The organism is Burkholderia pulmonis, assembly GCF_984667975.1.
This window is the reverse complement of record NZ_OZ480186.1, coordinates 2,349,769-2,374,688: the sequence shown is the minus strand read 5'-3', so window position 1 is coordinate 2,374,688 and position 24,920 is coordinate 2,349,769. Positions and strand designations below refer to the sequence as shown.

The 24,920-nt window shown below is 66.5% G+C and carries 22 protein-coding genes and 7 tRNA genes; 20 read left to right on the top strand and 9 right to left on the bottom strand.

Annotation, left to right across the window (positions count from 1 at the left end; genetic code table 11):
* The first annotated feature begins 23 nt into the window (after window positions 1-23).
* The 4 genes from AC5LXK_RS10990 (at window position 24) to AC5LXK_RS10975 (ending at window position 4,635) form a co-directional block, all read left to right on the top strand.
* Window positions 24-1,067 (top strand): microcin C ABC transporter permease YejB, encoded by a 1,044-nt coding sequence (locus tag AC5LXK_RS10990; protein ID WP_493388856.1) that lies wholly within the window; start codon window positions 24-26, stop codon window positions 1,065-1,067.
* 48 nt (window positions 1,068-1,115) lie between these two features.
* Entirely contained in the window at window positions 1,116-2,213 is a 1,098-nt protein-coding gene (locus AC5LXK_RS10985) for an ABC transporter permease (RefSeq protein ID WP_493388855.1), read from the top strand.
* On the top strand, window positions 2,210-3,832 hold the full coding sequence (locus tag AC5LXK_RS10980) for an ABC transporter ATP-binding protein (protein WP_493388854.1): 1,623 nt from the start codon (window positions 2,210-2,212) through the stop codon (window positions 3,830-3,832). The genes AC5LXK_RS10985 and AC5LXK_RS10980 overlap by 4 nt, the downstream gene beginning before the upstream one ends.
* Before the next feature lie 128 nt (window positions 3,833-3,960).
* Entirely contained in the window at window positions 3,961-4,635 is a 675-nt protein-coding gene (locus AC5LXK_RS10975) for a C40 family peptidase (RefSeq protein WP_493388853.1), read from the top strand.
* Between the two features lie 154 nt (window positions 4,636-4,789).
* Here AC5LXK_RS10975 and AC5LXK_RS10970 read toward each other — a convergent pair whose 3' ends face one another.
* Window positions 4,790-5,704: a patatin-like phospholipase family protein gene (locus AC5LXK_RS10970; RefSeq protein ID WP_493388852.1), complete on the bottom strand. Its 915-nt coding sequence runs from the start codon at window positions 5,702-5,704 to the stop codon at window positions 4,790-4,792.
* A gap of 279 nt (window positions 5,705-5,983) precedes the next feature.
* On the opposite strand from AC5LXK_RS10970, the gene gltX reads away from it, so the two are divergent.
* The 9 genes from gltX (at window position 5,984) to AC5LXK_RS10925 (ending at window position 9,368) form a co-directional block, all read left to right on the top strand.
* A complete protein-coding gene (gltX, locus tag AC5LXK_RS10965; RefSeq protein ID WP_493388851.1) occupies window positions 5,984-7,393 on the top strand; it encodes a glutamate--tRNA ligase in 1,410 nt (469 codons plus the stop codon).
* Window positions 7,394-7,521: 128 nt separating this feature from the next.
* Window positions 7,522-7,597, top strand: a tRNA-Ala gene (locus tag AC5LXK_RS10960).
* 138 nt (window positions 7,598-7,735) lie between these two features.
* Window positions 7,736-7,811: transfer RNA gene (locus AC5LXK_RS10955), tRNA-Glu, on the top strand.
* Window positions 7,812-7,888: 77 nt separating this feature from the next.
* Window positions 7,889-7,965 (top strand) — tRNA-Asp (locus AC5LXK_RS10950).
* 63 nt (window positions 7,966-8,028) lie between these two features.
* Window positions 8,029-8,104, top strand: a tRNA-Glu gene (locus AC5LXK_RS10945).
* 77 nt (window positions 8,105-8,181) lie between these two features.
* Window positions 8,182-8,258, top strand: a tRNA-Asp gene (locus AC5LXK_RS10940).
* A 66-nt stretch (window positions 8,259-8,324) separates the two neighbouring features.
* Window positions 8,325-8,400 (top strand) — tRNA-Glu (locus AC5LXK_RS10935).
* 77 nt (window positions 8,401-8,477) lie between these two features.
* A tRNA-Asp gene (locus AC5LXK_RS10930) sits at window positions 8,478-8,554 on the top strand.
* Window positions 8,555-8,903: 349 nt separating this feature from the next.
* Complete coding sequence (locus AC5LXK_RS10925) at window positions 8,904-9,368, top strand: GNAT family N-acetyltransferase (protein ID WP_493388850.1); 465 nt, start codon at window positions 8,904-8,906, stop codon at window positions 9,366-9,368.
* Window positions 9,369-9,393: 25 nt separating this feature from the next.
* Here AC5LXK_RS10925 and AC5LXK_RS10920 read toward each other — a convergent pair whose 3' ends face one another.
* A complete protein-coding gene (locus tag AC5LXK_RS10920; RefSeq protein ID WP_493388849.1) occupies window positions 9,394-10,272 on the bottom strand; it encodes an AraC family transcriptional regulator in 879 nt (292 codons plus the stop codon).
* A gap of 268 nt (window positions 10,273-10,540) precedes the next feature.
* On the opposite strand from AC5LXK_RS10920, the gene AC5LXK_RS10915 reads away from it, so the two are divergent.
* Window positions 10,541-10,954 (top strand): gamma-glutamylcyclotransferase family protein, encoded by a 414-nt coding sequence (locus tag AC5LXK_RS10915; RefSeq protein WP_493388848.1) that lies wholly within the window; start codon window positions 10,541-10,543, stop codon window positions 10,952-10,954.
* A gap of 133 nt (window positions 10,955-11,087) precedes the next feature.
* Here AC5LXK_RS10915 and aceB read toward each other — a convergent pair whose 3' ends face one another.
* A complete protein-coding gene (gene aceB, locus AC5LXK_RS10910; protein ID WP_493388847.1) occupies window positions 11,088-12,680 on the bottom strand; it encodes a malate synthase A in 1,593 nt (530 codons plus the stop codon).
* A gap of 67 nt (window positions 12,681-12,747) precedes the next feature.
* Window positions 12,748-13,509: a haloacid dehalogenase type II gene (locus AC5LXK_RS10905; RefSeq protein WP_493388846.1), complete on the bottom strand. Its 762-nt coding sequence runs from the start codon at window positions 13,507-13,509 to the stop codon at window positions 12,748-12,750.
* A 154-nt stretch (window positions 13,510-13,663) separates the two neighbouring features.
* Between AC5LXK_RS10905 and AC5LXK_RS10900 the strand changes: the two genes are divergently transcribed.
* A complete protein-coding gene (locus tag AC5LXK_RS10900) occupies window positions 13,664-14,569 on the top strand; it encodes a LysR family transcriptional regulator (protein ID WP_493388845.1) in 906 nt (301 codons plus the stop codon).
* A gap of 159 nt (window positions 14,570-14,728) precedes the next feature.
* Window positions 14,729-15,163, top strand: a complete 435-nt coding sequence (locus tag AC5LXK_RS10895; protein ID WP_493388844.1) for a universal stress protein — start codon at window positions 14,729-14,731, stop codon at window positions 15,161-15,163.
* Window positions 15,164-15,375: 212 nt separating this feature from the next.
* On the opposite strand, the gene aceA is transcribed toward AC5LXK_RS10895, so the two are convergent.
* The 3 genes from aceA to AC5LXK_RS10880 all read right to left on the bottom strand — a co-directional run bounded on the left by aceA (window position 15,376) and on the right by AC5LXK_RS10880 (window position 19,259).
* The gene (gene aceA / locus AC5LXK_RS10890; protein WP_493388843.1) at window positions 15,376-16,683 is read right to left on the bottom strand and encodes an isocitrate lyase; all 1,308 of its coding nucleotides are present in this window, start codon (window positions 16,681-16,683) and stop codon (window positions 15,376-15,378) included.
* A gap of 389 nt (window positions 16,684-17,072) precedes the next feature.
* Window positions 17,073-18,629, bottom strand: a complete 1,557-nt coding sequence (locus AC5LXK_RS10885) for a DEAD/DEAH box helicase (RefSeq protein ID WP_493388842.1) — start codon at window positions 18,627-18,629, stop codon at window positions 17,073-17,075.
* Between the two features lie 360 nt (window positions 18,630-18,989).
* On the bottom strand, window positions 18,990-19,259 hold the full coding sequence (locus AC5LXK_RS10880; RefSeq protein ID WP_128850775.1) for an acyl-CoA-binding protein: 270 nt from the start codon (window positions 19,257-19,259) through the stop codon (window positions 18,990-18,992).
* 147 nt (window positions 19,260-19,406) lie between these two features.
* Here AC5LXK_RS10880 and tsaB point away from each other — a divergent pair, with 147 nt between their 5' ends.
* The 4 genes from tsaB to AC5LXK_RS10860 are packed head-to-tail and all read left to right on the top strand — an operon-like array spanning window position 19,407 to window position 22,642.
* A complete protein-coding gene (gene tsaB, locus AC5LXK_RS10875) occupies window positions 19,407-20,174 on the top strand; it encodes a tRNA (adenosine(37)-N6)-threonylcarbamoyltransferase complex dimerization subunit type 1 TsaB (RefSeq protein ID WP_493388841.1) in 768 nt (255 codons plus the stop codon).
* Window positions 20,171-20,671 (top strand): ribosomal protein S18-alanine N-acetyltransferase, encoded by a 501-nt coding sequence (gene rimI / locus AC5LXK_RS10870; RefSeq protein ID WP_493388840.1) that lies wholly within the window; start codon window positions 20,171-20,173, stop codon window positions 20,669-20,671. The genes tsaB and rimI overlap by 4 nt, the downstream gene beginning before the upstream one ends.
* Window positions 20,658-21,680 carry a uracil-DNA glycosylase gene (locus AC5LXK_RS10865; protein ID WP_493388839.1) on the top strand — a complete coding sequence of 341 codons (1,023 nt, stop codon included), beginning with the start codon at window positions 20,658-20,660 and terminating at the stop codon, window positions 21,678-21,680. The genes rimI and AC5LXK_RS10865 overlap by 14 nt, the downstream gene beginning before the upstream one ends.
* Window positions 21,677-22,642 (top strand): DUF1853 family protein, encoded by a 966-nt coding sequence (locus AC5LXK_RS10860; protein WP_493388838.1) that lies wholly within the window; start codon window positions 21,677-21,679, stop codon window positions 22,640-22,642. The genes AC5LXK_RS10865 and AC5LXK_RS10860 overlap by 4 nt, the downstream gene beginning before the upstream one ends.
* An 18-nt stretch (window positions 22,643-22,660) precedes the next feature.
* Here the strand turns inward: AC5LXK_RS10860 and thiD are convergent, their stop codons facing one another.
* A complete protein-coding gene (gene thiD / locus AC5LXK_RS10855) occupies window positions 22,661-23,470 on the bottom strand; it encodes a bifunctional hydroxymethylpyrimidine kinase/phosphomethylpyrimidine kinase (protein ID WP_493388837.1) in 810 nt (269 codons plus the stop codon).
* Window positions 23,471-23,528: 58 nt separating this feature from the next.
* Window positions 23,529-24,836: a lysophospholipid transporter LplT gene (gene lplT, locus AC5LXK_RS10850; protein WP_493388836.1), complete on the bottom strand. Its 1,308-nt coding sequence runs from the start codon at window positions 24,834-24,836 to the stop codon at window positions 23,529-23,531.
* Window positions 24,837-24,920 lie beyond the last annotated feature (84 nt).

The window sequence follows — 24,920 nt, the reverse complement described above, 5'->3', positions numbered from 1 at the left end:
CACAGATCACGAGTCGACGCCCTATGTGGAGCTATATCCTCAAACGCCTGCTGCTGATGATCCCGACGCTCATCGGCGTGCTGACGCTCACGTTCGCGGTGATCCAGTTCGTGCCGGGCGGCCCGGTCGAGCAGGCCGTGCAGGAGTTGCGCAAGGGCGCGACGGAGCAGGGCGCGGTGCCGTTCGGCATGCGGGCGCACACCGGCGTCGACGCGCAGCAGCTCGCGCAGCTCAAGGCGCTGTACGGCTTCGACAAGCCGCCGCTCGAACGCTACTGGCTGATGCTGAAGCGCTTCGCGCGCTTCGATCTCGGCGACAGCTATTTCCGCCACCAGAGCGTGTGGTCGCTGATCGTGCAGAAGCTGCCCGTGTCGATCAGCATCGGGCTGTGGACGTTCTTCCTCACGTACCTGATCTCGGTGCCGCTCGGCATCGCGAAGGCGGTGCGAAACGGTTCGCCGTTCGACGTCGCGACGAGCCTCGTCGTGCTCGTCGGCTATGCGATTCCCGGTTTCGTGCTTGGCGTGCTGCTGCTCGTGCTGTTCGGCGGCGGTTCGTTCTGGCAGCTCTTTCCGCTGCGCGGCCTCACGTCGGACAACTTCGCGCAGCTGTCGCTCGTCGGCAAGGTGCTCGACTACCTGTGGCACATCGCGTTACCGATCACGGCATCGGTCGTCGGCAGCTTCGCGGTCGTCACGATGCTCACGAAGAATGCGTTTCTCGACCAGATCCGCCGGCAATACGTGCTGACCGCGCGCGCGAAGGGGCTCTCCGAGCGCAGCGTGCTGTGGAAGCACGTGTTCCGCAACGCGATGCTGCCGCTGATCGTCGGCTTCCCGGCCGCGTTCATCGGTGCGTTCTTCACCGGCAGCCTGCTGATCGAGACGCTGTTCTCGCTCGACGGCCTCGGGCTGCTGTCGTACGAGTCGGTCGTGCGGCGCGACTATCCGGTCGTGCTCGGCACGCTGTACCTGTTCACGCTGATCGGGCTCGCGACCAAGCTGATCTCCGATCTTTGCTATGTGTGGGTCGATCCGCGCATTCAATTCGACAACCTGGAGCGCTGACATGAAACGATCCATCCGCCTGCGCGGCGCCATGGGGCGAGGAGCGCGATGAACCGGGCCGTCGCGTCATCCCGCATCGACGCCGCACGTGCGCGCGTGTCGCCGTCGCCCGCGCGCCGCGTGTGGCAGCGTTTCAGGCAGCAGCGCCTCGGCTACTGGAGCTTCGTGATCTTCGTCGTGGCCTTCGCCGCGAGCCTCGCGGCGCCGCTGTGGTCGAACGACAAGCCGCTCGTCGTGCGCTACGACGGCCAGTACTACTTTCCGCTGTTCCACGCGTATCCGGAGACCGCCTTCGGCGGCGATTTCCCGACGCCGGCCGATTATCTCGATCCGTATGTGCGCAAGCGGCTCGAGGCGCCCGGCAACTTTGTCGTCTATCCGCCGAACCGCTATTACTACGACACGCTGAACTATTTCTCGAACGTGCCGAACCCGGCGCCGCCGTCGCGCGAGAACTGGCTCGGCACCGACGCGCAGGGGCGCGACCTGCTCGCGCGGCTCGTGTACGGGTTCCGCGTGTCGGTCGAGTTCGGGCTGATCCTGACCGTGATCGGCACGCTGCTCGGGATTGCCGCCGGCGCGGTACAGGGCTTCTTCGGCGGACGCATCGACATCGTCGGGCAGCGGCTGATCGAGATCTGGAGCTCGCTGCCCGAGCTGTACCTGCTGATCATCTTCGCGTCGATCTTCGAGCCGAGCTTCCTGCTGCTGATCGTGCTGCTGTCGCTGTTCGGCTGGATCGGGCTCGCCGACTACGTGCGCGCGGAGTTCCTGCGCAACCGCACGCAGGACTACGTACGCGCGGCCCGCGCGATGGGGCTCACGAACGGGCAGATCATCTGGCGCCACGTGTTGCCGAACAGTCTCACGCCGGTGATCACGTTCCTGCCGTTCCGGATGAGCGGCTCGATCCTCGCGCTGACGAGTCTCGATTTCCTCGGGCTCGGCGTGCCGCCGCCGACGCCGAGCCTCGGCGAGCTGCTCGCGCAGGGCAAGGGCAATCTCGACGCGTGGTGGATCTCGCTGTCGACGTTCGGCGTGCTGGTCGCGACGCTGCTGCTGCTGACCTTCATGGGCGATGCGCTGCGCAACGCGCTCGATACGCGGATCGCCGATTCGGTGCGCGCGGCGGGAGGCCAGCGATGAGCGAGGCGACCGTATCGACGCGGCACGAGCCGCTGCTGTCGCTCGAGCATCTGCACGTGCGCTTCGGCGACACGGTTGCGGTGGACGACGTGACGCTGGCCATCGGGCGCGGCGAGCGTGTCGCGCTCGTCGGCGAGTCGGGGTCCGGCAAGAGCGTGACCGCGCTGTCGATCCTGCGCCTGCTGCGCGACGCCGAAGTCAGCGGCGCGATCCGCTTCGCGGGTCAGGATCTGGCGGGCAAGAGCGAACGCGAGATGCGCGGGCTGCGCGGCTCGGATATCGCGATGATCTTCCAGGAGCCGATGACCGCGCTCAACCCGCTGTATACGATCGGCGTGCAGATCGGCGAGACGATCGTGCTGCACGACGGCGTCTCGGCCGTCGAGGCGCGCAAGCGCGCGATCGCGTTGCTCGCGCGCACGGGCATCGCGGAGCCGGAAAAGCGCGTCGACAGTTACCCGCACCAGTTGTCGGGCGGCCAGCGGCAGCGCGCGATGATCGCGATGGCGCTCGCGTGCCGGCCGCGCCTGTTGCTGGCCGACGAGCCGACCACCGCACTCGACGTGACGATCCGCGCGCAGATCGTCGAGCTGCTGCTGGAATTGCAGCGCGAGGAAGCGGAAAAGCGCGGGATGGCGATCCTGCTGATCACGCACGACCTGAACCTGGTGAGGCACTTCGCCGAGCGCGTCGCGGTGATGGAGCACGGCCGGCTCGTCGAGAGCGGGCCGGTCGAGCGGATCTTCGCGGAACCCGAGCATCCGTATACGCAGCGGCTCCTGAACAGCCGGCCGCAACGCGCGGTCATGCCGGTGATGCCGATCGCGCCCGTCGTGCTCGACGCGCGCCATGTGAGCGTGCAGTTTGCGCGCAAGCGGCCGGGCATCGCGGGCTGGTTCGGCACGATGCCGGTGACGGCCGTCGCGGACGTGTCGGTATCGGTGCGGCAGGGCGAGACGCTCGGCATCGTCGGCGAATCGGGGTCGGGAAAGTCGACGCTCGCGATGGCGCTGCTCGGGCTGCAGAAGACGGCCGGCGGCGAGATCGAATTCCAGGGGCGAGCGCTGTCGACCTATCGCGGCCGCGAGCAGACCGCGCTGCGCTCGAACATGCAGGTGGTCTTTCAGGATCCATTCAGTTCGCTTTCACCACGTCACACGATCGAGCGGATCGTCGGCGAGGGGCTCGAGCTGCATCGCCCGGACATGACGCCCGATGCGCGGCGCGCGAAGTCGCTCGCGGTGCTGCGCGAAGTCGGCCTCGACCGCACGGTGCTGCACCGCTATCCGCACGAATTCTCGGGTGGGCAGCGCCAGCGGATCGCGATCGCACGCACGCTGGTGCTGGAGCCGCGCATCCTGATCCTCGACGAGCCGACGTCCGCGCTCGACGTGTCGATCCAGCAGCAGGTGCTGAGGCTGCTCGCGAATTTGCAACAGAAATACAACCTCGGCTACGTCTTCATCAGCCACGACCTGGAGGTGATCGGCGCGATGGCGCACCGCGTCGCGGTGATGCAGGACGGCGCCGTCGTCGAGACGGGCGAGGTGTCCGATATCTTCACGAGCCCGTCACATCCTTACACACAAAAGCTATTGAAAGCGGTCTGGAAAGCGTGATACGCGTCCAATGGTCTGACCATCTCGATTGTATTTATTAATTTGTTTTGACAAACGATTACGCGCTGGCTAGTATCGACCGAAATTTTCCGCCAATCAGCTGATTTTTAAGCACATTCCATCGACCAATGCAGCATCGATCCCTGACCCAGGCATGCGCGCGCACCATCGCCGGGCTGTTCATCGGCGCCCTGTTCGCAGCAGCTTCCGGCGCGTTCGCCGACGAAGTCAGCAGTTTTAACCAGAATGTCACCAATTCGACTCAGATCGGGTCGGGTTCCTCCCTCCAGCAGACCAGCGCGCAGCCGTCGAGCGGCGGTGCGAAGTCGTTCCTTGCAGGCATGGCAGGCAAGGCGGGCGACGTGGTCGTCGGCGCGCTGAACATGATCGGCGTGCGTTATCGCTGGGGCGGCAACTCGCCGGATTCGGGCCTCGACTGCAGCGGCTTCGTGCGCTACGTGTTCCAGGACACGCTCGGCATGTCGCTGCCGCGTCGCGCGGAAGAGATGAGCCGCGTCGGCGAGAAGGTGAGCATGAGCAACCTGAAGCCGGGCGATCTCGTGTTCTTCAACACGATGCGCCGTACGTTCTCGCACGTCGGCATCTACATCGGCGACAACAAGTTCGTGCACTCGCCGTCGACGGGCAGCACCGTCCGCGTCGACGATCTCGACAGCGGCTACTGGGAAAAGCGTTTCACCGGCGCGCGCCGGATCGAATCGGAATTCCCGATGAAACCCGAAGACCTGCGTCAGCGCGTGCGCGCGACGATCGGCGACGATTCGGCGAACGGCAACAACTGACGTTTGCCGGTCGGCCAGGCCGGATAAAAAAACCCTGTCACCGAAAGGCGGCAGGGTTTTTTGTTTTTGGGTCGGCCTTGGGGGCCGGCGTTGGCGACTGCGGACGTCGTTCCGTCGGTCGCAGGGCGGTGGCGTGTGCCACCGCCTCTCGTCCTTACGCAGCAGCCACGCCGCGCGCTGCCGCGAGCTTGCGCTGCAGTTCCGGCATGATGCGCGCGACCGCTTCCTCGCCCGCGAGAATCGCCGCGTTGCGCTGGTTGAAGTCGCTGCCGCCCATCGCGGCGAGATTCGGGCGAATCACGACGTCCGCGTACTTGTCGAGCTCGTAGGTCTTGATCGTCTGGCCCATGATCGTGAAGGTCTGCAGCAGCATCTCGATCGGGTTGTTGGTCGCGGCGCCGTCCGGCCGCGCCGAGATGTCGACCGCGATCACGAAGCTTGCGCCCATCTTGCGCGCGTAAGACGCGGGCACCGGGCTCACGAGGCCGCCGTCCACGTATTCGCGATTGCCGATCTTCACCGGCTCGAACACCGACGGCACGCTGCACGACGCGCGCACGGCGAGCCCCGTGTTGCCCTGCTGGAACAGGATCGGCTGGCCGCTCTGCAGATCCGTCGCGACGATGCCGAGCGGCTTCGCCATCTTTTCGATCGGCCGGTTGTTCAGCGTCTTGTTCAGGAAGTTCTGCAGCGCGACGCCTTGCAGCAGGCCGCGCGAGCGGAACGGCAGCGCCCAGTCGCTGATCGATGCCTGGTCCATGTCGAGCGCGATCTTGTTGATCTGCAGCCCGCTCATGCCCGACGCGTAGAGCGCGCCGACCACCGAGCCGGCGCTCGTCCCGGCGACGATCTCGACCGGGATGCCGCGTGCCTCGAGCGCCTTCAACACGCCGATGTGCGAGAAGCCGCGCGCGGCGCCGCCGCCGAGCGCGATGCCGATCTTCACGGGCTTCTCTTGCGACTGTGCCGTGCCGGGGCGGGACTTTTCACCGAATGACGTACAGGCGGCGAGACTGGCGGACGCGCACGCGATCGTGAAGTGGCGGCGCGACAGGCGAGGGGACGACATCGAATGGTTCTCCGGCGGCTTGGCGGCGGGTTACACGGCCCGCGGCGGCGATAGGTTGCGAGCGGCCGCGCGGCGGGTTCCGTGCGGCCGGCGCCGCGCCGGCTGGCGGCCGCGGCGCGCACATCATAAAGCAAGCGGTGCGCTTGGCGCGATGTCCGGCGCGAGTATAATTCCGGCTTCTTTCCCGTTCCGGGCGTCGCCGGCTCCGTTGTTGTCCGGGCTGCCGTCGCCGTCCCGCGTCGAATCATTCATGCGCCCCAGGCGTTCGAGTTACCGTTTATGACCCGTCCTGTCCGTACCCGCTTCGCGCCGAGTCCCACCGGCTTCATCCACCTCGGCAACATCCGCTCCGCACTCTATCCGTGGGCGTTCGCCCGCAAGATGAAGGGCGCGTTCGTGCTGCGCATCGAGGATACCGACGTCGAGCGCTCGTCGCAGGAAGCGGTCGATGCGATCCTCGAAGGGATGCAGTGGCTCGGCCTGGATTTCGACGAAGGCCCGATCTATCAGATGCAGCGGATGGACCGCTATCGCGAAGTGATCGCGCAAATGCTCGAGAAGGGCCTCGCGTACCCGTGCTACATGTCGGCCGAGGAACTCGACGCGCTGCGCGAACGCCAGCGCGAAGCCGGCCTGAAGCCGCGCTACGACGGCACGTGGCGCCCTGAGCCCGGCAAGGTGCTGCCGGAGCCGCCGGCCGGCGTGAAGCCCGTGCTGCGCTTCCGCAATCCGCTGACCGGCACGGTCGTGTGGGAAGACGCGGTGAAGGGTCGTGTCGAGATCTCGAACGAGGAGCTCGACGACCTCGTGATCGCACGCCCGGACGGCACGCCGATCTACAACTTCTGCGTGGTGGTGGACGACATGGACATGGGCATCACGCACGTGATCCGTGGCGACGATCACGTGAACAACACGCCGCGCCAGATCAACATCCTGAATGCGCTCGGCGGCGAATCGCCCGTCTATGCGCACCTGCCGACCGTGCTGAACGAGCAGGGCGAGAAGATGAGCAAGCGGCATGGCGCGATGAGCGTGATGGCATATCGCGACGCCGGCTTCCTGCCCGAGGCCGTCGTCAACTATCTGGCGCGTCTCGGCTGGTCGCACGGTGATGCCGAGATCTTCTCGCGCGAGCAGTTCGTCGAATGGTTCGATCTCGAGCATCTCGGCAAGTCGCCCGCGCAGTACGACCACAGCAAGCTGAGCTGGCTGAACGCGCATTACATCAAGGAAGCCGACAACGCACGCCTGGCCGGACTGGCGAAGCCGTTCCTCGACGCGCTCGGCATCGACGACGCGGCGATCGCGACGGGTCCCGCGCTCGACGCGGTGGTCGGCCTGATGAAGGATCGCGCGACGACGGTGAAGGAGATCGCGGAAGGTGCGACGATGTTCTACCGCGTGCCGGCGCCGGAAGCCGACGCGCTCGCGCAGCACGTGACCGATGCGGTGCGGCCGGCGCTGGCCGATCTCGTCGCCGCGCTGAAGGCGGCCGACTGGACGAAGGAGGCGGTGTCCGCTGCGCTGAAGGCGACGCTTGCCGCGCACAAGCTGAAGATGCCGCAGCTCGCGATGCCGGTGCGCCTGCTGGTGGCGGGCACGACGCATACGCCGTCGATCGACGCGGTGCTCGTGCTGTTCGGTCGCGACGTCGTGGTGTCGCGCATCGAGGCCGCGGTGGCCTGAGGGTCGTGCGCCGGTGAAGCTGTCTGCGCGTGAGTGCGCGGCAGCTTCGCAAAAAATTTCGCGCGAATCGCAAAAAGGGTATTTACAAGTTCAAAGTAGGTCCATATAATCTCATTTCTGTTCTGCAAGGGGGTATAGCTCAGCTGGGAGAGCGCTTGCATGGCATGCAAGAGGTCAGCGGTTCGATCCCGCTTACCTCCACCAACAGAACAAACTGGATTGATTTGCGAAGCTGCGGTAAGTAATAAATGCTTCACAAAACGATTCAAAGCAGTTAGAATTTCGGCCTTCGCTGTTGACCAGAAGTGAATAGCGAAAGTCAGACAGATCTGAAAAGATTATGTCCCCTTCGTCTAGAGGCCTAGGACATCACCCTTTCACGGTGAGTACAGGGGTTCGAATCCCCTAGGGGACGCCAGATTCAGCGGCGTTTCGTAGAAGTGTCGCAGCGCGTGCAGGAACGTGACGAGATCATGCAGGTGGTAGCAGAAAGCTGGAGCGGTAGTTCAGTTGGTTAGAATACCGGCCTGTCACGCCGGGGGTCGCGGGTTCGAGTCCCGTCCGCTCCGCCAGAACGAAGCCCGTTCAAGACGTTTTTGAGCGGGCTTTTGTATTAAAGGTGTAAGCAGTACGTTGTCCCCTTCGTCTAGAGGCCTAGGACATCACCCTTTCACGGTGAGTACAGGGGTTCGAATCCCCTAGGGGACGCCAGATTCAGCGGCGTTTCGTAGAAGTGTCGCAGCGCGTGCAGGAACGTGACGAGATCCTGCAGGTGGTAGCAGAAAGCTGGAGCGGTAGTTCAGTTGGTTAGAATACCGGCCTGTCACGCCGGGGGTCGCGGGTTCGAGCCCCGTCCGCTCCGCCAGAACGAAGCCCGTTCAAAGAACGTTTTTTGAACGGGCTTTTGTATTAAAGATGTAAGCAGTACGTTGTCCCCTTCGTCTAGAGGCCTAGGACATCACCCTTTCACGGTGAGTACAGGGGTTCGAATCCCCTAGGGGACGCCAGATTCAGCGGCGTTTCGTAGAAGTGTCGCAACGCGTGCAGGAACGTGACGAGATCCTGCAGGTGGTAGCAGAAAGCTGGAGCGGTAGTTCAGTTGGTTAGAATACCGGCCTGTCACGCCGGGGGTCGCGGGTTCGAGTCCCGTCCGCTCCGCCAAAAATGAGAAAGCCCGCCTTGTGCGGGCTTTTTCTATTTGTATCGTCGATTGCGCTCGCTGGCGAGCGCGTGACTGCGGAGCGGAGGAAGCCGCCTGCGCGGCTTCCGGCGGGACGAGAAGGGCTGCGCGTGCACGCGCAGCCGCGGCCTGCAGGATGTAGGCGAGTCCCGTCCGCTCCGCCAAAAATGAGAAAGCCCGCCTTGTGCGGGCTTTTTCATTTGCGTCGTCGATTGCGTCTTCCGCGCGCCCGCGCCGCCGCATCGAGTACCGTGCCGCTACGAGAAATTCGCGATTGCATCCGCACGCGACTGCGCTATCGTGGCGGGATGCGTTCTTGACCCCTGCGTGATGCTCGATCCGACCGACCTGCGACTCCTGTATCAGCTCCGGCCCGCGGAGCCCGGCGATTTCCCGTTTGCCGAGGCGCTGACGCACGGCAACATGGGCGGCTACTACAAGCGCCATGGGCTCGTGTGGCGCAGCGACCTGTTCTACGCGAGCTGGCGCGAGTCCGAGAACTTCATCCTCGAAGCCGACGGCGAGCGCATCGGCGTGCTGCGCGTGACCGAGGAGGGCGACTCGCTGCATATCCGCGACGTGCAGATCGCTGCCGGCCATCGCGGGCAGGGCGCCGGTACCTACATGCTCGACATGGCCCACCGCTGGGCACGTGCACGCGGGCTGCACGAATTGCAGTTGCGCGTGTTCGTCGACAACCCTGCCGCGCACCTTTACCTGCGCATGGGTTACCAGGTCACCGGGTCGCGGCTCGCGCAGCTCGGCTCGATCCGCCATATGGTGCGGACGGTCTGAAGGCCAGGCGATCCGGATCGCGCGGTCAGCGGACCGTGTCGATCGCGTTGTCGTCCGGGATTTCGCCTTCTGCGACGCTGCCCTCCGGGCCGCGATGCTCGTAGCCGCGCAGCATGAATGCGCGCGGGCTTTCGCCGAATGCGCGGCGGAACATCGCCGAGAACGCACTCTGACTCTGGTAGCCGAGTTCGCGCGCGATATGCGACAGCGGGCGCCCCTGGTTCAGCAGCGGAATCGCCCGCGCGAGCAGCGCCTGCTGGCGCCACTGCGAAAAGCTCATGCCCAGTTCCTGCTTGAAGAGCCGCGAGATCGTGCGTGTGCTCGCGCCGATTTCGCTCGCCCAGTGTTCGAGCGACTCCGCATGTGCGGGATGCGCGAGTACCGATTCGCACAGCATGCGCAGGCGCTTTTCGTCGGGCATCGGCACCGCGAGCGGCAATGGTTCGGCGTGACTCAGCTCGTCGAGCACGAGCCCGCACAGCAACCGCTCGCGCGTGGCGCTCAGGTCGCGCGCGTCGAGTGCGATGATCAGTTCGCGCAGCAGCCCCGTCACCTCGACGACACGGCACGCGTCGAGGCCGCCCGGCACGATCGACTCGTCGATATACAGCGTGCGCAAATAGGCCTCCTCGACGATCGCCACCTCGTGCGTCACGTGCGGCGGCACCCAGATCGCGCGGGACGGCGGCACCATCCACGTCGTGCCGGTCGTCGCGACGCGCAGCACGCCGCGCGACGCATACGCGAGCTGTGCCCACGCATGCGTGTGCAGCGGAATGCGGCGGCCGGCGTCAACCTGCCGTGCGCGCACGCGCATCGGATGGACGGCGGTCGGCGCGAATTCGGGCGGGATGTCGATGACGTCGTACGGGTTCGATACGTCGGGTTGGGCGGGCGGATTCATGAACGGTTCGGGCAGCGCGGCGGCGATGCCGTTATTTTAGAAGGCACCGCGCAAGCGCATGCGGCGGTTTTTCGGGCGATCATGCCGGATTCAAATGAACTTTGTATGGGCCCCGGCGAATCCGGGGCGGCGACCCGCGGCCAGCGTGCCTGCGGGTTCGAACCATCGGGCCGGTATCGCGGTCTATCGATGGGCGCGCAATGTCGCGCCGATTGCGCACCCATCGCACGCGAACACGGCAACACACGAATCGAAGAGGAGAACCACGATGCGCCACGTATTCGTCTACGGCACCTTGAGGGCCGGACAGGCCAACGACATCGGCCATGCGGCCGAGCGGCACGGAATCGCCGCACCGACATTGCTGGGCGCCGCCGCGCTGCCGGGCGAACTGTACGATTTCGGCACGTATCCGGGCATGATCACCGGGCCGGCCGGGAAGTCGCTGGTCTGGGGCGACGTCTACGAGGTCGACGAGCAACTCGTCCCGGTGCTCGACGAGATCGAGCGCGTCTATCCGGGCGTCGACTCGCTGTTCAAGCCTGAGGAGGTGACCGTCGAGCTCGGCGGCCGGCAGTACGCGTGCCTGTATTATCCGGTCGCCGCACACGCGGCAGCCGGGCGTCCGCGCATCGCGTCGGGCGACTGGGTCCAGCACCGTCGCGCGCAGGAAGCTGCCTGAGCGTTCCGGCGGCCAACTCTGCCGGATAGGCCGCAAAAGGAAAAAGCGCCCCGCGGGGCGCTTTTTTCATGCCGTCTTCGCTTGCGACCAGCGGCGGCGCGTGGCCGGCCGGCGATCGCAGCGGGCCGGCTCGTCAGATTTCCTCGTACAGCGGCAGCGTCAGGAATTCGGTGAAGCCTTCCGACGTCGACATCTGTTCGAAGATCGCCGCGGCGCGCTCGTACGGCTGCGTGTTGCCGCCGACCGACCGCTTCACGTTGTCGAGTTCGACCTTCGAGAGCTCGCGCACGAGTTCGGCCGTGACCTTGCGGCCGTCGTCGAGCACGCCCTTCGGCGAGCGGATCCATTGCCACACCTGCGAGCGGGAGATCTCGGCCGTGGCCGCATCTTCCATCAGGTTGTGGATCGGCACGCAGCCGTTGCCGTCGAGCCATGCGCCGAGGTAGTGAATACCGACGTTGATGTTGTTGCGCAGGCCGGCTTCGGTGATCGGCGCTTCCGGCTGGAAGTCGAGCAGGTTCTTGCCTTCGACCTGCACGTCGTCGCGCTGCTTCGCGATCTGGTTCGGCTTGTCGCCGAGCACCTTGACGAACTCTTCCATCGCGATCGGCACGAGGCCCGGGTGTGCGACCCAGCCGCCGTCGTAGCCGTCGGTCGCGTCGCGCTGCTTGTCCGAACGCACGCCGCCCATCGCCATGTCGTTCGCTTCCGGATCGTTCTTGATCGGGATCAGTGCGCTCATCCCGCCGATCGCCGGCGCATTGCGCTTGTGGCAGGTCTTCAGCAGCAGCAGCGCGTAGGCGCGCATGAACGGCACCGTCATCGTGATCTTCGAACGCTCGGCCAGGCAGAAGTCGCGGTCGTTCTTGAACTTCTTGATCGCCGAGAAGATGTAGTCCCAGCGGCCGGCGTTCAGGCCCGAGCTGTGTTCGCGCAGTTCGTACAGGATCTCGTCCATTTCGAACGCGGCGAGGATCGTCTCGATCAGCACCGTCGCGCGGATCGTGCCGCGCGGCACGCCGACCACTTCCTGCGCGGCGACGAAGATGTCGTTCCACAGGCGTGCCTCGAGATGGCTTTCCATCTTCGGCAGGTAGAAGTACGGGCCCGAGCCGCGCGCGATCAGTTCCTTCGCGTTGTGGAACAGGAACAGCGCGAAATCGAAAATGCCGCCGGACACGCGCTGGCCGTCGACCGTCACATGCTTCTCGTCGAGGTGCCAGCCGCGCGGACGCACGATCAGCGTCGCGACCTTGTCGTTCAACCGGTACGACTTGCCGTTCTGCTCGAGCGAAATCGTGCGGCGCACCGCGTCCTTCAGGTTGATCTGGCCGTCGATCTGGTTCGTCCAGCTCGGCGCGTTCGAATCCTCGAAGTCCGTCATGTACGAATCGGCGCCCGAGTTCAGCGCGTTGATGATCATCTTGCGCTCGACGGGGCCCGTGATCTCGACACGGCGGCATTGCAGGTCGGCCGGCAGCGGCGCGACCTTCCAGTCGCCCTCGCGAACCGCCTTCGTATCGGCCAGGAAGTCGGGGCGCTCGCCCGCGTCGAGGCGTTTCGTGCGCTCGACGCGCGCCTGGAGCAGCGCCTGGCGGCGCGGTTCGAACGTGCGGTGCAGCGCCGCGACGAGTTCCAGTGCCGCGGGCGTCAGGATCGCTTCGTAATCCGGCTTGATTTCGCCGGTGATCGTCATGCCTTGCGGCAGCGTGATCGGGGTGCTCATGAGTCTCATCTCCTTGGTCGGTCAGTTGCGGTTTCGGTGAAGGGGGAAGGCGGCAGCGCTGCGAACGTCATGCACCCGGGCCGGGGCGCGTGCGGGTTGCGGATCTGCCGGACGGAGCCGGGGTGGCGAGGAATGCGAGCAGGTCGGCCATGCCGGTGCCTGTACCGTCGGGAGGCGCACCGAGTTCCTCGGCGGGCGCGCCCGTGCGGTTGAGCCAGAACGTCGTGTAGCCGAACCACACGGCACCGGCGACGTCCCACGCGTTCGACGACACGAACACGATGCTGCGCGGGTTTTTCCCGAACGCGGCGGTGCCGAGCGCGTAGGCGGCCGGACTCGGCTTGTATGCACGCACGGAGTCGGCCGACAGCACGCGATCGAACAGCCCGGACATGCCGGCGCTCTTGATCGCGATGTCGAGCATCTGCGGGGTGCCGTTCGACAGGATCCCGAGCGGCGGGCGCGGGTCGAGCGCGCGCAGCTTGCGCAGCGCAGGCACGGTATCGGGATAGGTGGACAGGCACGCGTATTCGTCCATCAGCCGCTTCTCGGCCGCGCTGTTCAGCGCGAGCCCGAGCCGGCGCGCGGCGAACCGCAGCGCATCGAGCGTGATGTCCCGGAACGGGCGATAGCGGGCGCCGGCCGGATCGGCGAGCGTGCGCAACTGCGAGTATTCGATCTGCTTGCGTCGCCACAGCTGCGACAACCGTTCCCCGTGACCGGGAAACATTTGCTCGGCGGCAGCCAGCACCGCACGCACGTCGAACAACGTGCCGAATGCGTCGAAGATGATTGCGTCGGAAGAGGAGAGTGTCGTTGTGGCCGACATAGCCTTGCACTCCAGTTTCAGAGGTCGGATCGATTCTATTCGTGATCGCAGGTACTAAAAAAGACGCTAATCATCACTTGATCTTTTACTTTCATATACCTAATCTTGAGCGGCTTAAGCTATTTGAAGGGCGGTCGAGCCGTCCTTGCGAGACATGGACCGGTTCAAACAGATCGAAACGTTCGCCGCGGTCGCGGCGAAAGGCAGCCTGTCGGCGGCCGCGCACGCGGAAGGCGTCGCGCCGGCGATCATTGGCCGCCGCCTCGACGCGCTCGAAGAGCGGCTCGGCGTCAAATTGCTGGTGCGCACGACGCGCAAGCTGACGCTGACGTTCGAGGGCTCGGCGTTCCTCGAGGATTGCCAGCGCATCATCAACGACATGCAGAACGCGGAGGCGAGCGTGTCCGCCGGCGGCGTCAAGGCGAGCGGCCACCTGCGGATTTCCGCGCCGGCCGGCTTCGGCCGGCGGCACGTCGCGCCGCTCGTGCCCGAATTCAGCGTCGGGCACCCGGACGTGTCGGTCACGCTCGACCTGTCCGACCGGATGGTCGACCTCGTCAACGAGGGATTCGACTGTGCGGTGCGGCTCGGCGAGCTGCCCGACTCGTCGCTCGTGTCGCTGAAGCTCGGCGAGAACCGCCGCGTGTGCGTCGCGTCGCCCGCGTATCTCGAGCGGCGCGGCACGCCGGCCACGCTGGTGGAGCTGGCGCGGCACAACTGCCTCGCGCTCGCGGCGAACGCGAACCAGCAACGCGGTTGGGCGTTCCAGGAGGACGACAAGGTCGTGTCGATCCGCGTGAACGGCACGATGGAATGCTCGGACGGCGCAGTGCTGCACGAGTGGTGTCTCGAGGGCTACGGCCTCGCGTGGCGCTCGTGGTGGGAGGTCGGCGAGGACATCGCGGCCGGCCGGCTCGTCAGCGTGCTCGACGCGTTCGCCGCGCCGCCGATCGGCATCCACGCGGTGTTTCCGCAGCGCCGGCATTTGCCGTTGCGGGTGCGCCTGTTTCTCGATTACCTGAAGCACACGTACGAGCGGCCCGGTTATTGGGGCGAGTAGGCGATGCGCGCCCGCGCGTTTCCGATATGAGGGCGAACCCGCTGCAGGCCCCGATCGGGTGGTTTCGCACACTACAATCGTAAGAGGCATGCCCGGCACGTCGCGACCGGCTTGGATGGAGCCGCGGCGCGCGGCGTGCGATTGACGAAGGAGGGCGCGATGTTCCGGCACATCCTCGTTCCAACCGACGGTTCCGACCTGTCGCAGAAGGCGATCGACGGCGCGATCGACCTGGCTCGTGCGGTCGGCGCACGCGTGACGGCCTACGCGTGTCTGCCGCAGTACCCGTACTCGCCGTTTTCCGAAGTGATCATCGAGCCACCCGCCGATTTCCGCGAGCGCAGCGAGCGCGAGGCGCGCGAGCATCTCGACGAGGTGGAGGCCGCCGCGACGGCGGCCGGTGTCGCCTGCGACACATGGACGAGCGTGCACCCGTCCCCGTATCTCGGCATCATCGAGGCGGCCGAACGCGGCGGTTGCGACGTGATCTTCATGGCGTCCCACGGACGCCGCGGGCTCGGCAGCCTGCTGATCGGCAGCGAGACGCAGCGCGTGCTGACCCATACGAAAATTCCGGTGATCGTCTATCGGTAGGGCCGCGCCGGTCATGGCCGGGCAGGCTGCACCGCAGAAAAAGGGCGCGCCGGACGAAGCCGGCGCGCATCGTTGCAGGCGGCCCGCAGGCCGCGCGGCGGGTCGCGCGATGGTTACCGCGCGCCTGCCGTCTCCTCCCTGATTGTTGTCTGGTGGCCGATGCCGCACCGTGGCGAGACGGGGCGCGCATCGGCGCAGCGCTTGCGCGTGTATTAAGCGACCTTCTTGCCGTCGAAGAACTGTTCGTCTTCGGTCGAGCCGTGCAGCGCGGTCGTCGAGGCTTCGCGCTCGACCGTCTGCGTCACCGCGTCGAAGTAGCCGGTGCCGACTTCGCGCTGGTGCTTGACGGCCGTGAAGCCCTTGTCGGCGGCCGCGAACTCGGCCTGCTGCAATTCGACGAACGCGCTCATCTGCGTGCGGGCGTAACCGTGCGCGAGGTTGAACATCGAGTAGTTCAACGCATGGAAGCCGGCCAGCGTGATGAACTGGAACTTGTAGCCCATCGCGCCGAGTTCCTTCTGGAACTTCGCGATCGTCGCGTCGTCGAGGTTCTTCTTCCAGTTGAACGACGGCGAGCAGTTGTACGACAGCAGCTTGCCGGGGAACTGCTTGTGGATCGCTTCCGCGAACTTCTTCGCGTATTCCAGATCCGGCTTGCCCGTTTCGCACCAGATCAGGTCGGCGTGCGGCGCATACGCGAGGCCGCGCGAAATCGCCTGCTCGAGGCCCGGCTTCGTGCGGAAGAAGCCTTCCACCGTGCGCTCGCCGGTCAGGAACGGCTGGTCGTTGTCGTCGACGTCGGACGTGATCAGGTCGGCCGCTTCCGCGTCGGTGCGCGCGACCAGCACGGTCGGCGTGCCCATCACGTCGGCGGCGAGACGGGCGGCCGACAGCTTCGCGACGGCTTCGCGCGTCGGCACGAGCACCTTGCCGCCCATGTGGCCGCACTTCTTGACCGACGCGAGCTGATCTTCGAAGTGGACACCCGATGCGCCGGCCTCGATCATCGCCTTCATCAGTTCGAACGCGTTCAGCACGCCGCCGAAACCGGCTTCCGCATCGGCGACGATCGGTGCGAAGAAGTCGACATAGCCTTCGTCGCCCGGATTCTTGCCCTCGGACCACTGGATCTGGTCGGCGCGCGTCAGCGTGTTGTTGATGCGCTTCACGACGAGCGGCACCGAGTTGGCCGGGTACAGCGACTGGTCCGGGTACATCTCGCCCGCGACGTTCGCGTCGCCGGCCACTTGCCAGCCGGACAGGTAGATGGCCTTCAGGCCGGCCTTCACCTGCTGCATGGCCTGGTTGCCGGTCAGCGCGCCGAGTGCGTTGACGAACGGCTCGTTGTTGATGAGGCTCCACAGTTTTTCCGCGCCGCGCTTGGCCAGCGTGTGCTCGATCGGGATCGAGCCGCGCAGGCGGACCACGTCCTCAGCCAGGTAGCTGCGCTTGATGCCCTTCCAGCGCGGATCGGTTTCCCATTGCTGCTGCAGTTCCTGTGCCTGTTGTTGACGCGACATGATGAGCTCCTTGATGCGATGTATGCCTGACGGGCTGAATCCGACGGTAGTGATGCGGTTCGCGAAGCGGGGGAGCGGTACATTCCGCTTCGTGAGGTCTTGTATAAGAGTCTAGGCAAATCGACAGGCGCTAAACAGGGGCTGCCTCAGGAAGCGCGTATTTTTTTAGTTGTTTTTAATCAATGGCTTGAGATTTCCATTTCGAGATGAGAAATGGATTTTCCTATCCTGCAATCGGATGGGTTGTGCCGTGCAGCATGATTTTTTACGACGCAAAAAAATTTCCCGCATCGTGAAATTTGCCGCAGGGCGAAAAAAACCGGCGCGAGTGCGCCGGTTGGCTGGATTGGCGTAGCCATCCGGGGGCGGCCGGGGCCGCCCGTGCGTGCTTACGACGCCGAATTGCTGCGGCGCGGGCCGCCGCTGCGCTGGCCGTCGCGACGCGGACCGCCGTCACGGCTGCCGCTCGGCTTGCCGCTCCAGCCACCGCCATTGCCGCCGCCGTAGCTGCGGCCATTGCCGTTGCCGTTGCTGTTGCCGCCGTAGCCGCCGCCCGGCTTGCCGCCGAAACGTCGACCGCCGTTACCGCCGCCGGGACGGCCGCGGCCGCCGTTGCCGCCGTTGCGCGGGGGCGCCTTGCGCGGCTCGAAACCTTCGATCACGTTGACCGGCAGCGGCGAACGCACGAAGCGCTCGATGCGCTTGAGCGCGCCTTGCTCGGCGTGGTGCACGAGGCTCACTGCCGTGCCCGAACGGCCCGCACGGCCGGTACGACCGATACGGTGCACGTAGTCTTCCGCGAACTTCGGCAGGTCGTAGTTGAACACGTGCGTGATGCCCGGGATGTCGATGCCGCGTGCCGCGACGTCGGTGGCAACCAGCACGCGCACGCGGCGCTCGCGCAGCGCACGGATCGTGCGGTTACGCGCGCCCTGCGGCAGGTCGCCGTGCAGCGCGGCCGATTCGAAGCCTGCGTCGGCAAGACGGCCGGCGAGCTGGTCGGCGTCGATCTTGGTCGCCGTGAAGATGATCGCCTGGTCGAGCGCGTCGTCGCGCAGCAGGTGATCGAGCAGGCGATCCTTGTGGTCGCGGTCGTCGACGTAGTGAACCGTCTGCGCGATGTTTGCGCGCGACTCGAGGCGCTGCTGGATCTCGATGCGTTCCGGATCCTTCAGCAGGCGGCCCGTCAGCGAACCGATCTTGCCGTCGAGCGTGGCCGAGAACAGCATCGTCTGGCGCGACTCGGGCGTGGCGGCGACGATCGTTTCGATGTCGTCGATGAAGCCCATGTCGAGCATGCGGTCGGCTTCGTCGAGCACGAGCATCTTCAGTTCCGACAGGTCGATGCGGCCGCGCTCGAGGTGATCGAGCAGGCGGCCCGGCGTCGCAACCAGGATTTCCGGGTTCTTCGCGAGGAGCATCAGCTGCTGGCCGTAGGCGACGCCGCCGAGGATGCTGACCGTGCGCAGGCGCTTCAGGTGCTTGCCGTACGTCGATGCGGCCGTGGTGACCTGCATCGCGAGTTCGCGGGTCGGCGTCAGCACGAGCAGGCCCGGGCGCGCGACGGGTTGCGGGCGGCGCACACGGCGGTCGCCCTGGTTCGGTTCACGCGGCGCGCGCGGTTGCTGCGCCAGCGTTTTCTGGAGCTGCGCGAAACGTTCGATCGCGGGCAGCATGAAGGCAGCCGTCTTGCCCGAGCCGGTCGGGCTCGACACCAGCAGGTCACGGCCGGCGATGCCGGCCGGGATCGCGCGCTGCTGGACCGGCGTCGGCTTCACGTAGCCGGCGGCCTGCAGCGCGGAGACGATCTCCGGCGACAGCCCGAGCGACGCGAAGCTCGGCTCGTCCGACGCCGGTTCGACCGCGGCCGGTGCGGCGGCGTCGTCGAGACCGAGCGCCTGGTCGGCGATCGCGTTGAGCGGGCTGGTGTTGATGCTCGAAGTCATAACAATCCTTGAAACACAGTGGGTGAAACGTCGGCGCCAATCGCGCATACCCAAGTCGTCGGATTCAGCGAGCAAATCGGGAAACGGGTGCAATCCGCCGAACCTTCGGCGGATGAGGCATTAGAAGCTGTTTTGGGTGCGGCGCGCTTCAGGAGCGGGGCCGCCAGCCTGATAAGTGACGACCGCGAGGGTCGAAGCAGGAGGGGACAGGTTCTAAACCGGATTGGAGCTTAACGCTACGAGGCGTCTTGCCGGAACGGCTTGGAGCCGAGCGCGGGGGGTGACGCAGCCAGCATTATAAAGAAATTTGCTGCGCTGCGCCACTGATTTGATTGCCTATTGCGACGGGGGGCGATCCGGTCAGGAAGCCGTGCCGTTTTTCAGCGATTCGACGAGTTCGACGTACTGTTGCTTTGCCGCATCCTGCGACGTGCCCTTCAGCGCGTCCCACGCGTCGTACTTGTACTTGCCGACGATGTCGGTGAAGCCCGGCTTGTCGCCGTGCGCATCGCCATCGGTCGCCTGCTTGAAGAGTGCATACAGGCGCAGCAGGGTCAGGTTGCCAGGGCGCTCGGTCAGTTGCTTGACGTCGATCTGGGCCTGGTCGAATTGGGCGGTGAGTTCGCTCATCGGGTGTCTCCGTAAGGGTTTCAAGTCGGGCGATCTTAACAAGCGGACCGTCGCGCGGGGTCGAGCGATCCTTCCAAACCGCCGCCGGCACCGCGTGTGCGCACAGATCGGGCCCGATCGCCCGTGGGAGCGGGGCGCCGCATTACAATGTCGGCCATGACGCAAACAGTGCTCCTCGCCATCGATACGTCGACCGAATACTGCTCGGTCGCGCTGCTGCGCTCGGCCCAGGCCGATGACGCCGTTTCCACCCCGCAAACCTGGGTCCGCCATGAACCGACGGGCGCCGTGTCGAGCACGCGCGTGCTGCCGGCGATCCAGGAACTTTTCGCCGAATCCGGGCTGACGCTTGCCGACTGCGACGCGATCGCGTTCGGCGCGGGCCCCGGCTCGTTCACGGGCCTGCGCACCGCGACCGGCATTACCCAGGGCCTCGCATTCGGCGGCGGGTTGCCGGTCGTGCCGATCGGCACGCTGCTCGCGTGCGCCGAGCATGCGCGGCTGCGCACGCCCGGCACGACCCGCGTGCTGGCCGCGCTGGACGCACGGATGGACGAAGCCTACTGGGCCGATTTCGAATGGGACGACAGCACGGGCGACTGGCGCACGCTGCATCCGGCGTCGCTCGACGCACCGGGCGCCGTCGCCGTGCCCGACGTGCCGTTCACGCTCGCGGGCAATGCGGCGGCGGCGTTCGGCGCGCAGTTGCCGGCCGCCGCGCGCGCGGCGGCGATCGACGCCGACGCGATGCCGCATGCGCTGGCGGTCGCCCATGCGGCGCTGCGCGCGTTCGGCGCCGGGCGTGCGGTGCCGGCCGATCAGGCCGCGCCCGAATACGTGCGCGACAAGGTCGCGCAGACGACTGCCGAGCGCGTCGCGGCACGCGCCGCGCAGACGGGCGGAGCGAAGGGATGACGGGTGTTTTGCTGAGCGACCGCTATCTGGCTCCGATGACGGACGCCGATCTCGACGAGGTCGTGGCGATCGAGCAGGTCGCGTATGAATTCCCGTGGAGCCGCGGCAACTTCGAGGATTCGCTGCGCAACGGCTACCTGGGCGTGTGCCTGCGGCACGTGACGGGCGCGCTCGTCGGCTATTGCGTGCTGATGCCCGTGGTCGACGAGATGCATTTGCTGAACCTGTGCGTCGCGCCGGCCGCGCAGCATGCGGGCGCGGGTCTCGCGCTGCTGCGCGAGGCGGTGCGCATTTCGCGGGCGGAGCGGCTCGACGGCGTGCTGCTCGAAGTACGGCCGTCCAATCCGCGCGCGGTCCATCTGTACGAGCGCTTCGGCTTCGTGACGATCGGCCGGCGCAAGAACTACTATCCGGCAAAGCATCGCAGCCGGGAGGACGCAATCGTGATGCGTCTGACGCTGAACAAGGATGAGGGGGACGCGCATGGCGTGGGCTGAAGCGGCGCTCGAGGAACTGGGCCTCGCGCAGATCTGGGTGCGGCGCGGGCAGCGCGCGGACGAAGGCACGGCAGCCGAAGCACCGGTCGCGGCGCAAACCGGTGCGGCCGACGGCGTGCCCGCCGGCACGGCCGAGCGGCCGGTGCGCCCGGTGCGTACGGCGGTGCACGACGATGCATCGCCAGCGGTTGCACGTACCGTCGATGCGACGCCGGCTCGCGAGCCGGATACATCGGCGCGCCGTGGCACCGAGCGCGATCGCGTGCCCGCGGCACCTGCGCCGGCCGCATCGATCGATGCGATGCCGCCGATGGACGACGCACCGCCGGCCGGCGCCGACGATTTCGCCTGGTTCGATGCGGCGCCGCCGGGCGATTTCGTACCGGCGGCCGAATCGCGCCCCGCCGGCTCGCCGGTTGCCGAGCTCGACTGGGATGCGCTGGCCGCGCGCGTGGCCGACTGCACGCTGTGCCGTCTGTGCGAGAAGCGGACCAACACCGTATTCGGCGTCGGCGACCGCGAAGCGGACTGGATGCTGATCGGCGAAGCGCCGGGCGAGAACGAGGACAAGCAGGGCGAGCCGTTCGTCGGCCAGGCCGGCAAGCTGCTCGACAACATGCTGCAGTCGCTGTCGCTCAAGCGCGGCGACAACGTGTACATCGCGAACGTGATCAAGTGCCGGCCGCCCGGCAACCGCAACCCCGAGCCGGACGAGGTCGCGAGCTGCGAGCCCTATCTGCAGCGCCAGGTCGCGCTCGTCAAGCCGAAGCTGATCGTCGCGCTCGGCCGTTTTGCGGCCCAGACGCTGCTGAAGACGGATGCGAGCATCGCGTCGCTGCGTGGCCGCGTGCACGTGTACGAAGGCGTGCCGGTGATCGTCACCTACCACCCGGCATACCTGTTGCGCAGCCTGCAGGACAAGTCGAAGGCGTGGGCCGACCTGTGTCTCGCGCGCGACACGTTCCAGCGTGCGGAAGGCGCCGACGCGAACGGCCCGGCCGGTCAATGACGAGCGGCGCGGCGTTCGCATTCGTCGATACGCTGCATGACGCCGCGGTTCGCGATCTCGGCTGGCTGCTGGCCAGCCCGAGCCTGCTCACCGCGGTGCCGGGCGCGCCGCTGGCGCGCCCGTGGCCGGATGCGGCCGGACGGTCGACAGTCGAAGCCTGGCTCGCGGCGCTCGATGTGCAGCCCGAGCCGCTGCATCGCGCGCTCGACGGGTTCCGGCCCGCGCGGCTCGGCCGTTACGCCGAATGCCTGCTCGAGTATTTCCTCATGCACGGCCCGTCGCTGCGGCTCGTCGCGGCCAATCTGCCGCTGCGCAGCAATGGCAAGACGCTCGGCGAGGTCGATTTTCTCGTCGATGCGCCGGACGGGCAGCGCCTGCACTGGGAACTCGCGGTGAAGTGCTATCTGTGCGCGCCGGTATGCGGCGGCGCGTCGCTCGCCGATTTCGTCGGTCCCAATCTCGTCGACCGGTTCGACCGCAAGCGCCGCCGGCTGCTCGATCACCAGTTGCGGCTCGGCGAACACGACGGCTTTGCGCGCCTGGGCTACGGCGCACCGTCCGACGCGCAGATGTTCATCAAGGGCTGGCTGTTCTATCTGCACGGCGCGCCGTTGCCGCCGGTGTCAGCCGAGATCGCGCCGGATCACCCGCGCGGTTTCTGGCTGACGCACGCGCAGTGGCCGGCGTGGGCGGCCGCGCAGCAGCCCGGCGCCGCATGGGGTGTGTTGCCGAGACTCGCGTGGCTGGCGCCGCGACGTGCCGCCGCCGATACCGGCTTCGAACCCGAGCCGCTGGCGGCCGCTCTGGAACTGCCGCCCGTGCTGACGACGCGCGAGGCTCCGGCATTGATCGGCATTCATGAACGGGACGGTGACGGTACGTGGCGCGAAACGGCGCGCGGCTTCGTCGTGCCGGACGACTGGCCGGTGCGTGCACAGGCTTTCGCGGCGCAGGATCACTGACGCCGCGTCAGCGGATGTTTACCACCAGCGATGGAAGTGATGGACGGGGCCGACGCCGTGGCCGACGTCGAGGTGGCCGCTCGCGGTGATCGCGCCGGTCAGGTAGGTCTTCGCTTCGCGTACCGCGCTTTCGAGATCGGGCTGCTGCGGCAGCAGCGCGGCGATCGCCGACGACAGCGTGCAGCCGGTGCCGTGCGTGTTGCTGACCGGCACGCGCGCGCCGTCCAGCCGCACGGTGCGTGTCGCCTCGACGAGCCAGTCGGGGCTTGCGGACGTGTCGGGCAGGTGGCCGCCTTTCATCAGCACGGCGCGTGCACCCGTCTGCAGCAGTGCCTGCCCCTGCCGGACCATGTCGTCTTCGGTGGTTGCGGGCACATCGTTCAGCAGCGCGGCCGCTTCGGGCAGGTTCGGCGTCACGACCGTCGCGAGCGGCAGCAGCGCATCGCGTAGCGCGTCGACGGCGTCGGGCACGAGCAGCGCGTGCGAGCTCTTCGAGATCATCACCGTGTCGAGCACGACGAAGCGTGGCGTATAACGGCGCAGCGCGTCGGCCACCGCGCGCACGATCGCGGCGTTCGCGAGCATCCCGATCTTGACCGCATCGATCCGGATGTCGTCGAACACCGCATCGAGTTGCGCGGTCACGAAGGCGGCGTCCGGCGCATGCACGCCCGTCACGCCGCGCGTGTTCTGCGCGGTCAGCGCGGTGATCACGCTGGCGCCGTATGCGCCGAGCGCGGAAAAGGTCTTCAGGTCGGCCTGAATGCCTGCGCCGCCGCCCGAATCGGAGCCGGCGATCGTCAGGATGTTGGGTATCGGGTGCGTCATGAGGGCAACGCGCCGGTTCGAAGACCGGCGCCGGCGGACGAAAACGGAAAGTGTAGCGTCAGTGCCGCGATTCGCCGATCAGCGCGACCGAGTCGAACTGGCGCTGGTTCGCCTGGTGACGGCGCATCACGAGCCACATCGTCAGGCACACGAACGTGCCGAACAGCACGATCACGACGCCGACCGGCACGTCGAGCCACACGAGCACCGCATAGAGGCACAGCATCACGAGCACCGACAGGTTCTCGTTGAAGTTCTGCACCGCGATCGAGTGGCCGGCCGACAACAGCACGTGGCCGCGATGCTGCAGCAGCGCGTTCATCGGCACGACGAAGTAGCCCGACAGCGCGCCGACGCAGATCAGGAAGATGTACGCGACGATCAGGTAGACCGGCAGGCGCAGGTGGCCGAAGTGCACGGCCCAGTGCGGCGGGAACAGGTCGCGCGTGTAGAACGCCATCAGCATCACCGCGATGCCCATGATGATGCCGACGGGCAGCACGGTCAGCGACTTCTTCAGCGGGATGCGCGCGGCGGCGGCAATCGCGCCGGCTGCGACGCCGACCGCGACCACGGCCTGCAGGATCGCGCCTTCCGACAGCGACATGCCGAGCGACACCTCGGCCCACTTCAGCACGATGAACTGCAGCGTCGCGCCCGCCCCCCAGAACAGCGTCGTGACCGCGAGCGAGATCTGGCCGAGCTTGTCGCGCCAGAGCACCATGAAGCAGTCGGCGAAATCCGTGAGGAGCCTGACCGGGCCGCGCTGCTGCTTCGGATAGCGGGCGCCCGTGTCGGGAATGCGCAGGTTGAACAGCGCGGCGATCACGTAGATCGCCATGATGATCGCCATGGCCGCTTCGGCGGGCGTGCCGATCCAGTCGGGCGTATGCGCGATCACGTGCGATGCGATGTGCGGGCTGATCAGCGCACCGCCGAGCACGGTGCCGAGGATGATCGAGCTGACGGTCGTGCCTTCGATCCAGCCGTTCGCGGCGACCAGCCTGTCGGCGGGCAGCAACTCGGTGAGAATCCCGTATTTGGCGGGCGAGTAGGCGGCCGCACCGAAGCCGACGATCCCGTAGGCGATCAGCGGATGGGCGCCGAACAGCATGATCATGCAGCCGACCACCTTGATCGAGTTCGTGATGAACATCACGCGACCCTTCGGACGCGAATCCGCGAACGCACCGACATACGCCGCCAACACCACATACGACAACACGAAGAACAGCTTCAGCAGCGGTGTCATCCAGTTGGGAGCGTGGAGGTCTTTCAGCAGGGCGATGGCGGCGATGAGGAGCGCATTGTCGGCCAGCGACGAGAAAAACTGCGCGGCCATGATGGTGTAAAAACCTTTTTTCATCTGATGCGATGCTTTCGTCGCTGCGGCAGGGCCGCGTAGGCCGCCTGATATGCGATCGGCTTATTCCGTTCGAAATGGGTTGTG